Here is an 8791-nt window from a genome sequence, read left to right as displayed (position 1 = left end):
GGTGCGGTCCCCGACGCTTTGGGTTATCTGATCAGCTTTGCGTTACCCGATCACTTGTCGGCCTGCCCCGGCCGATCCTCCAGATCCGCGGAGCCCGCCGAACTGGTCGGCTTACCGGCCTCGGCGGTCGGCACAGTCGGCGTGTCCCGTTCGTCGGTCGCCGCCGGCGCAGCCTTCCCGTCCAGCAGCGCCGTCAGCGCGGCCCCGGTGATCCGCCGGAACGTCCGACCGATCCGCTGACGGTCCAGCACGGCCACCTCAAGCTGGTTCGCGGCGATCGTCCGAGCCGCCCCGCCCTCCCCACCGACGCTGCTCAGCGCCTGCACGGCGACCTGGACCGCCTCACCGAGCGACATGTCCGCCCGGTGGTTCGCCTTCAGCACACCGGTGATGGCCTCGGCCTGGCCACCCATCGCCATCCGCCCCGGCTCGTCGTTGACGGAGCCGTCGTACGTGAGCCGGTACAGCTCGTCGTCGTCGGCCGTGGCCCCGACCTCCGCCACGCAGATCTCCACCTCGAACGGCTTCGACTGCTCGGTGAAGATCGCGCCCAGGGTCTGCGCGAACGCGTTGGCCAGGGCCCGGCCGGTGACGTCGCGGCGGTCGTAGCTCAACCCGTTCAGGTCAGCCATCCGCACACCGGCCCGACGGAGGTTCTCGAACTCGTTGTAACGGCCGACAGCGGCGAAGCCGATCCGGTCGTAGATCTCACTGACCTTGTGCAGGGCGCTGGAGAGGTTCTCCGCGACGAAGAGCACCCCGCCGGAGTAGCTCAGGACCACCGCGCTGCGCCCACGGGCGATGCCCTTTCGGGCCAGCTCGGAACGGTCACGCATGATCTGTTCGGGCGAGGCGTAGAACTGCATTGCCACGGCGGCGGTTCTCCTTACGGCGCTGTGCTGACGACTGCTGGCTGGTGGGGGTGGACGGGGCTCAGCCGCCCGGGTTCTCCATCCGACCGGAGACCACGCTCTCGGCGATCGCCGCCGTCTCGGCGTCGGTGAGCCGGTGGGTGCCCTCGGCGGTCGCGGTCATCACCACCGGGTAGATCCGCCGGGTCAGGTCCGGACCGCCCGTCGCGGTGTCGTCGTCGGCCGCGTCGTAGAGCGCCTCGACGGCGAGCCGGGTCGCGTCGGCCACCGAGAGGCCGGCCCGGAACCGCTTCTTCAGGGCGGACTTGGCGAACAGCGACCCAGACCCGATCGCGTCGTACCCGGTCTCCTCGTACGGGCCACCGGTCACGTCGAAGCTGAAGATCCGACCGGCCCGCGCCGGGTCGGCGGCGGCCAGGTCGAAACCGGCGAAGAGCGGCACCACGGCGAGCCCCTGCATGGCCGCCCCCAGGTTGCCCCGGATCATCGAGGCCAACCGATTGGCCTTACCGTCCAGCGAGAGCATCGCGCCCTCGATCTTCTCGTAGTGCTCCAGCTCGACCTGGAACAGCCGCATCAGCTCGATGCCGATGCCCGCGGTGCCCGCGATGCCGACCAGCGAGTACGCGTCGGCCGGGTGCACCTTCTCGATGTCGCGCTGGGCGATCAGGTTGCCCATGGTGGCCCGTCGGTCGCCCGCCATCACCACACCCTCGGCGGCCGCGATGGCCACGATGGTGGTCGCGTGTGGCGCCAGGTCGGCTGCCATGCCCGGCGGCAACGGCCGCCGACCGGGCAGCATCTCGGGGGCCACCCTACTCAGGAACGTCGTGAAGGAGGACGTCCCCGCGTTGGTGAACACATCTGGTAGACGCCCGGATGGATCAAAGCCCGCTGCCACGTGGTTCCTCTCAGGTACGTGATCGCCCTGGCCAGCCTCATGGGACTGTCACGGAACTGGCCAAGACCACCGTTGCAGTTGAAGCAGAGTATCCCGCGCACCCATCCGGTGCGATGATCGTGGTCCAGATGTTGCGGGTCCGCGCCCCGACAAGTCGCGCAGACCCCGCCCCGCTCGGCCAGGATTTCCTGAAACTCCTTCTCCCCCACGCCGTACCGCCGTTGTAGGTGGTATTCGCGTGTCCCGCCGTAGAGCCGCTGCGGCGTCTCCTTGCCGCGGGCATTGTGGCAGGCTTGCAGTAGCTGTGCCGACCACTGGCCTTGGTCGTTGTGGTGGGGAAATCGTCGCGCGGCTTGATCTGCTCGCAGTCCGGACACCACTTGAGACCCTCACCTACCGGCGTGGGTGACTTCTTCTGCGGAGCGATGCCCCGCTTCCGTCGACTCGCCGCCGAACGCTCGTTGGCGCACGTTTTGCAGTAGAAGGCAAGCCCATCCACCCGTCGCCGATCACGGTGAAGCTCCGTGTGGGACAGCATCCTCTTGCACTGTGGGCATGCCTTGCCCGACGGGTCAGTCAAATCAGACATTTACTCCTATTGACCCCCTTTCTGGACGTAACCCCTCACGAATTCCTCTGCGTTCTCTTCGAGGACGGAGTCGATCTCGTCGAGGAGGTCGTCGACGTCCTCGGTGATCTCGGCGTGCCGCTCGGCCACCTCGGGGTTGGCCTCGGTGGTGACGTCCTCGATTTCCTCGCCCTGACGGGACTTGCCGGACTGCGACTGCCCGCCGCTGTCATGAGTGGCCACAGCTGCCTCCTCCACGATCGTCTGCGATGAACTTACCTCGCGCGGGCGACGAAAAGCCCGCCGCGCGCCGGCTTACGGCACACGGCGGGCTGCAAATCTCGAATCAGCCCCCGGTCAACGTCTCCAGCAGGTCCTTGGCGCTGGCGCAGCGGTCGAACAGCGCGCCCACGTGCGCCCGCGTGCCCCGCTCCGGCTCCATCATCGGCACCCGGACCAACGACTCCCGGCCCACGTCGAAGATCACCGAGTCCCAGCTCGCGGCGACCACCTCCGAGGCGTACTGGGCCAGGCAACGGCCACGGAAGTACGCCCGGGTGTCCTCCGGGGGCTCGGTCATCGCGGTACGGGTCTCGTCGTCGGTGAGTAGCGTCTTCATCGCCCCCCGGCTGACCAGGCGGTGATAGAGCCCCTTCTCCGGCCGGACGTCGGAGTATTGAAGGTCGACCAGCTGGAGCTTGTGCGAGCCCCAACCGAGCTTCTCCCGCTCCCGGTAGCCCTCCAGCAGCCGCAGCTTGGCCACCCAGTCCAGTTCGTCGACGCAAAGCATCGGATCCCGACCCAGCCGGTCCAGGACGCTCTCCCAACGGTCGAGCACGTCGACGGTCTGCTCGTCGGCATCGGTGCCGTACCGGTCGTCGACAAAGGACCGGACCCGCTCCAGGTAGGCCCACTGCAGGTCCAGTGCGGTGAGCCGACGTCCGTCGCGCAGCCGCATCCGATGCGTCAGGGTGGGGTCGTGGCTGACCGCGCGTAGCTCGCTGACCGGGTCGGCGATGCCGAGGTCAGCCCCGAGCGCCTTCTCCTCGATCATGGTGAGGATCAGCGCGGTGGTGCCGACCTTGAGGTAGGTGGAGATCTCGGAGAGGTTGGCGTCACCGATGATGACGTGCAGCCGACGGTATTTGTCGGCGTCGGCGTGCGGCTCGTCGCGGGTGTTGATGATCGGACGCTTGAGGGTGGTCTCCAGGCCGACCTCGACCTCGAAGAAGTCGGCGCGCTGGGAGATCTGGAACCCGCTCTGGCCGCCGTCCTGACCGATGCCGACGCGCCCGGCGCCGCAGACGATCTGCCGGGTGACGAAGAAGGGCGTCAGGTACGCCACGATGTCGGCGAACGGGGTCTGCCGGCGCATCAGGTAGTTTTCGTGGGCGCCGTAGCTGGCGCCCTTGTTGTCGGTGTTGTTCTTGTAGAGGTGGATCGGCTGGCTGCCCGGGATGGTGGCGGCGCGGCGGGACGCCTCGGCCATCACCCGCTCCCCGGCCTTGTCCCAGCGCACAATGTCGCGGGGGGTGGTGACCTCGGGAGTGGAGTATTCGGGGTGGGCGTGGTCGACGTAGAGCCGTGCGCCGTTGGTGAGTATCACGTTGGCGAGGCCGAGGTCTTCGTCTGCGAGGGCCTCGGCCGGATCGTAGGCCGCCCCGGAGTAGGTGAAGCCGCGGGCGTCGCGCAGCGGCGACTCTTCCTCGTAGTCCCACCGGGCCCGCCCGCCCCGGTTGAGTTCGGGGCGGGCCCCATAGGCGTTGACCACCTGCGATGAGGTGACCATCGGGTTGGCTCCGGCCTGGCCGGGAACGGAGATGCCGTACTCGACCTCGGTGCCCATGATCCGACGTACCGTCATGCGACCACTCGCTTCGCTCGCCCACGGAGCCGGCGTGCCCGCCGCTCACACCATCGAGACTAGTCTGCGCGATGGCGCGCCGCGCGACCCTGTGGCTCGGCGCGGCGCGGCTAGGGCTTGAGCGGTACCACAGTGAGGCCGTCGCGCAGGGCCGGGTCGGCGGTGAGCGCGCCGTCGATGGCCTTCTGGGCGGCCGGGTCGGCGACGATGAGGCGCAGCGGGCGGGGTACGCGGCGCAGGATCTCGGCGGTCCGGGCGGGCTCGTCGTAGATCCGGAAGTAGATGCCGGGTTCGGTCTGGGCGCTGGTCCCCTGCATGGCGGACAGGAAGATTGATTCCCGGTAGCCCTGCAGGCCCTGCTTGTCGAGGACCAGGGTGACGGTGCCGGGGATCGCCGGGTAGTTCCGGTAGGCGGTGTTGGTGACCGACGCGGTACGGGAGACCGCCCGCACGTCCCGGCCGGCCCAGTCCGTGGCCCAGGTGCCGTTGCCGCCGTTGCGGTGGAAGTAGCCGCCGGTCCAGCCGATCAGGCCGGTGCCGGCGAGCAGCGCGAGCGTGACCAGGGCCGCGGTGCCGACGGCGGGGATGGCGCCGACGATGGGGTGGCGGCGCGGTTCGCTGTCGGTGCTCGGGTCGGGTGGCACCGGGAGCAGTCGGGCGAGCGCGGCCACGCCCATGGTGAGCACGACGAGGACCAGGTGGGCGGTCTTGCCGAAGTAGTAGGCGGGTTGGGTGCCGTTGGCGATGTTGACGGCGGCCATGCTGGCGGAGAAGGACAGGGCGACGGCCAGGGCCACGAGGTAGCGCCGCCAGGTGGTGTCGGCGAGGTTGGTCCGGACCAGGACGGCGGCGAGGACGAGCGCACCGAGCCCGAGCATGGTGTTGTAGGTCTCGACCGGTGGTGTGCCGCCGGGGGCGGCGAGCGCCTCGCTCTGGCCGGCGACGAGGACGCCGATCACGGCGACCAGCGGGGCCAGGGCAGCGGTGAGGACGGCGACGATGGCGACGGTGCCGGGGCGGGTACGCAGTCGGCGCCGGTCGGCGATCAGCCAGCAGAGCACCATGGCGCCGGTCGGGAAGAGGAAGAGGTAGTAGCTGAAGCCGATGCCGATCAGCAGCGCCCCGACGAGGATGAGTTGTTCGCGGAGCCGGTGCAGGGGGCGGACGACGAGGGCGACGAGAACCACGGCGAGGCTGAGCCCGAACGCCTCGCTGGGGTAGCCGGCGACCAGCAGCCGGGGCAGTTCGGCGCCGAGGACGAGCGCTGTCACCGCGATGATGAGGACGAGTCGGCGCAGCGGGTGCAGGGGGCCGGCGACGTGCTGGGCGGCCCAGACCAGCGTGAGCACCAGCAGCCCGAAGGTGGCGAGGCACCAGAGCACGTAGTGGTCCATGAGTCGCGCCCCGGTGGGTGGATCGCCGGCGCTGCGCAGGAAGCCGTCGAGCAGTGCGGTGGTGAAGTGCCAGCCCTGCGGGTAGTGCACGAGGCCGGAGAAGATCTGCTCACGGGCGGCGCCGGGGTCGACGAAGAGGTATCCGCCGAGGCGGCCGATCACGTCGAACAGTGCCGGGTGGCGGCCGTTGTCCTCGCCGACCATCGCGAGGCTGAGTCGTTGACCGAAGGTGTCGGCCCGCAGGTAGGGGGTGGCGAGGTAGCCGGCGGCGAGGGCCGCGGCGGCGAGGGAGACCAGGTCGGACCAGCCGGGGCGGGGCAGTCTGGGGGCGCGCCGGGACAGCACGGCGGCCACCGTCAGCACGGTGAACGCCAGGCCGGTGACCGGGACCGGGTGCAGGCCCCACGGCCAGACGCTGAAGAGAAGGCCGACGGCGCAGGTGAGGCCGCCGAGCAGCGCCACGGCGAGCATGATCCGGTCGAGCAGGGCCCGGCCGGAGCGCAGCAGACTGGCCGTTGCGAGCAGGACGATCGGGGGCAGCAGCCACGCGGCGTGGACGGCGGTCGCGGCGACGGGGACGAGCCAACTGGCGAGCACCGCACCGAGGATCAGGGCGATGCCGGGGCGTCGGGCGGGCGGCGTGGTGGTTACCGGTTCCGGATCTTCCGTGCGGCCTTGCACTGCTGGTAGTTGCGCGGTGATGTCGGCACGCACGGTTGTCCTCGTTCGGTAGATCGGCGAAGTCGCCGCAGTCTAGCCGGAACGGGTGTCGGCGAGGGTGCCGCCGGTCAGGTGGTGGCGGACACGGACAGCGACGGCACCGGACGGGGTCCGGTGCCGCCGCTGGACGGTCAGAGGTACTGGCCGGTGTTGCTGGCGGTCTCGATGGACCGACCGGCCTCGGTGCCCTTGCCGCCGGAGACGAGCGTGCGGATGTAGACGATCCGCTCGCCCTTCTTGCCGGAGATGCGGGCCCAGTCGTCGGGGTTGGTGGTGTTGGGGAGGTCCTCGTTCTCGCGGAACTCGTCGACGCAGGCGTCGAGCAGGTGCTGCAGTCGCAGCCCCTTGCGACCGGAGGTGAGGAACTCCTTGATGGCCATCTTCTTGCTCCGGTCGACGATGTTCTGGATCATCGCGCCGGAGTTGAAGTCCTTGAAGTAGAGGACTTCCTTGTCACCGTTGGCGTAGGTGACCTCGAGGAAGCGGTTCTCCTCGGTTTCGGAGTACATCCGCAGCACCACGGCGTCGATCATGGCCGCGACGGTGGCCTGGGGGTCGGCCCCGTGCTCGGTCAGGTCGTCCGGGTGCAGGGGCAGCCCGGAGAGGATGTACTTCGAGAAGATGTCCTTGGCCGCTTCGGCGTCCGGTCGCTCGATCTTGATTTTCACGTCGAGTCGACCGGGGCGCAGGATCGCCGGGTCGATCATGTCTTCCCGGTTGGAGGCGCCGATGACGATGACGTTCTCCAGCCCCTCCACGCCATCGATCTCGCTGAGCAGCTGCGGGACGATGGTGTTCTCCACGTCGGAGGAGACACCGGAGCCGCGGGTCCGGAAGATCGAGTCCATCTCGTCGAAGAACACGATCACCGGGGTGCCCTCGCCGGCCTTCTCCCGTGCCCGCTGGAAGATCAGCCGGATGTGCCGCTCGGTCTCGCCGACGTACTTGTTGAGCAGCTCGGGGCCCTTGATGTTGAGGAAGAAGCTGGTGTGCTTCTCCTTGCCCTGCCGCTCGGCGATCTTCTTGGCCAGCGAGTTGGCCACCGCCTTGGCGATGAGCGTCTTGCCACAGCCGGGCGGGCCGTAGAGCAGGATGCCCTTGGGCGGGCGGAGCTGGTGCTCACGGAACAGGTCCGCGTGCAGGAAGGGCAACTCCACCGCGTCGCGGATCTGCTCGATCTGCGACTGGAGGCCACCGATGTCGCCGTAGTCGACGTCGGGCACCTCCTCCAGGACCAGCTCCTCGACCTCGCTCTTCGGGATCCGCTCGTACGCGTACGCCGAGCGGGGCTCGATCATGAGCGAGTCGCCGGCTCGGATCGCCGAGCCGATGAGTGTCTCGGCGAGGTGCACGATGCGTTCCTCGTCGGAGTGGGAGACCACCAGCGCCCGGTCACCCGGCCCGCCACCTGGCCCCTCCAGGATCTCCTTGAGCATCACGACCTCACCGACCCGCTCATAGCCGAACGCGTCGACGATGTTGAGCGCGTCGTTGAGCAGGACCTCCTGGCCACGGCGCAGGTCGCCCACCTCGAGCGAGGGCGAGACCGCGACCCGTAGCTTGCGGCCGCCGGTGAAGACGTCCACCGTGCCGTCGTCGTGCTTGGCGAGGAAGACGCCGTAACCACTCGGCGGTTGCGCGAGGCGGTCGATCTCTTCCTTGAGCGTCACGATCTGCGTGCGAGCCTCCTTGAGGGTGCTCACCAGCCGGTCGTTGTTCTCGGTCAGCCGCGCCAACTGTGCCTGGGTGGCCGCCAGCCGCTCTTCGAGCTGCCGGACGTGTCGGGGGCTTTCGGTCAACTTACGCCGCACCAGAGCGAGTTCCTCCTGAAGGAACGCGACCTGCGTGGAGAGATCGTGGGCTTCCTTCTCCCACCGTGCGGCGCGCGAGTCCGCGTCGTCGCTGCGTGCTGCCACGTCCCACCTCCCCGGGGGGCTTGAACGTTCTGCCCTAACACTAGCCGCTATGAGGCCGATTCGGTCCCACGCAACACCCTCGTCACCGAACCTTGATCGCCAAGGGTGGCCTGACGGGCCGTTACTGGCGTTCGGGTACCGTCGGAGCGTAGGACGGGAGAACATGGGGGGTGCACCGGTGGCCGAGGTCGCGACCGATCAACTGCAGGTCTGGGTGGACCAGGATCTCTGCACAGGCGACGGTCTCTGCGTGCAGTACGCGCCGGAGGTCTTCGAGTTCGACGTCGACGGCCTGGCGTACGTCAAGCGCGCCGACGGTGAACTGCTGTTGACGCCGGGCAGCCGCGTCGACGTGCCCGCCCACCTGCGGCTCGAAGTGATCGACTCCGCGAAGGAATGCCCGGGCGACTGCATCCACGTGGTGCGCGGCGACGGTGTCGAGGTCGCCGGCCCGGAGGCCGAGGACGACTAGGACTCGCTCGCGAAGTTGGTGTGGCCGAAGGTGCGCAGCGGGTCGGTCTCCAGCAGCGTGCCCTGGTAGCGACCGACCGTGGCC

General features: G+C 69.0%; 8 protein-coding genes. 1 reads left to right on the top strand and 7 read right to left on the bottom strand.

Annotated elements, in window-relative coordinates; all coding sequences use genetic code 11:
- Positions 1–50: 50 nt before the first annotated feature.
- The 7 genes from prcA to arc all read right to left on the bottom strand — a co-directional run bounded on the left by prcA (position 51) and on the right by arc (position 8235).
- Entirely contained in the window at positions 51–872 is an 822-nt protein-coding gene (prcA, locus tag ACWCO3_RS26560) for a proteasome subunit alpha (RefSeq protein WP_357936733.1), read from the bottom strand.
- A gap of 61 nt (positions 873–933) precedes the next feature.
- Complete coding sequence (prcB, locus tag ACWCO3_RS26555; RefSeq protein ID WP_208745030.1) at positions 934–1773, bottom strand: proteasome subunit beta; 840 nt, start codon at positions 1771–1773, stop codon at positions 934–936.
- Positions 1692–1982 (bottom strand): endonuclease VII domain-containing protein, encoded by a 291-nt coding sequence (locus ACWCO3_RS26550; protein WP_450012612.1) that lies wholly within the window; start codon positions 1980–1982, stop codon positions 1692–1694. Before ACWCO3_RS26550 ends, prcB begins: the two co-directional genes overlap by 82 nt.
- A gap of 386 nt (positions 1983–2368) precedes the next feature.
- The gene (locus ACWCO3_RS26545) at positions 2369–2584 is read right to left on the bottom strand and encodes a ubiquitin-like protein Pup (protein WP_030332902.1); all 216 of its coding nucleotides are present in this window, start codon (positions 2582–2584) and stop codon (positions 2369–2371) included.
- 103 nt (positions 2585–2687) lie between these two features.
- Positions 2688–4205 (bottom strand): depupylase/deamidase Dop, encoded by a 1518-nt coding sequence (gene dop / locus ACWCO3_RS26540; protein ID WP_145782015.1) that lies wholly within the window; start codon positions 4203–4205, stop codon positions 2688–2690.
- 110 nt (positions 4206–4315) lie between these two features.
- Positions 4316–6313, bottom strand: a complete 1998-nt coding sequence (locus ACWCO3_RS26535; RefSeq protein ID WP_244311720.1) for a hypothetical protein — start codon at positions 6311–6313, stop codon at positions 4316–4318.
- A gap of 137 nt (positions 6314–6450) precedes the next feature.
- A complete protein-coding gene (arc, locus tag ACWCO3_RS26530) occupies positions 6451–8235 on the bottom strand; it encodes a proteasome ATPase (RefSeq protein WP_088989671.1) in 1785 nt (594 codons plus the stop codon).
- A gap of 178 nt (positions 8236–8413) precedes the next feature.
- Here arc and ACWCO3_RS26525 point away from each other — a divergent pair, with 178 nt between their 5' ends.
- Positions 8414–8707: a ferredoxin gene (locus ACWCO3_RS26525; RefSeq protein ID WP_145782017.1), complete on the top strand. Its 294-nt coding sequence runs from the start codon at positions 8414–8416 to the stop codon at positions 8705–8707.
- Positions 8708–8791: the final 84 nt, after the last annotated feature.

Source organism: Micromonospora sp. NPDC002411, from assembly GCF_053592955.1.
This window is presented reverse-complemented; position numbering and strand designations above follow the sequence as displayed.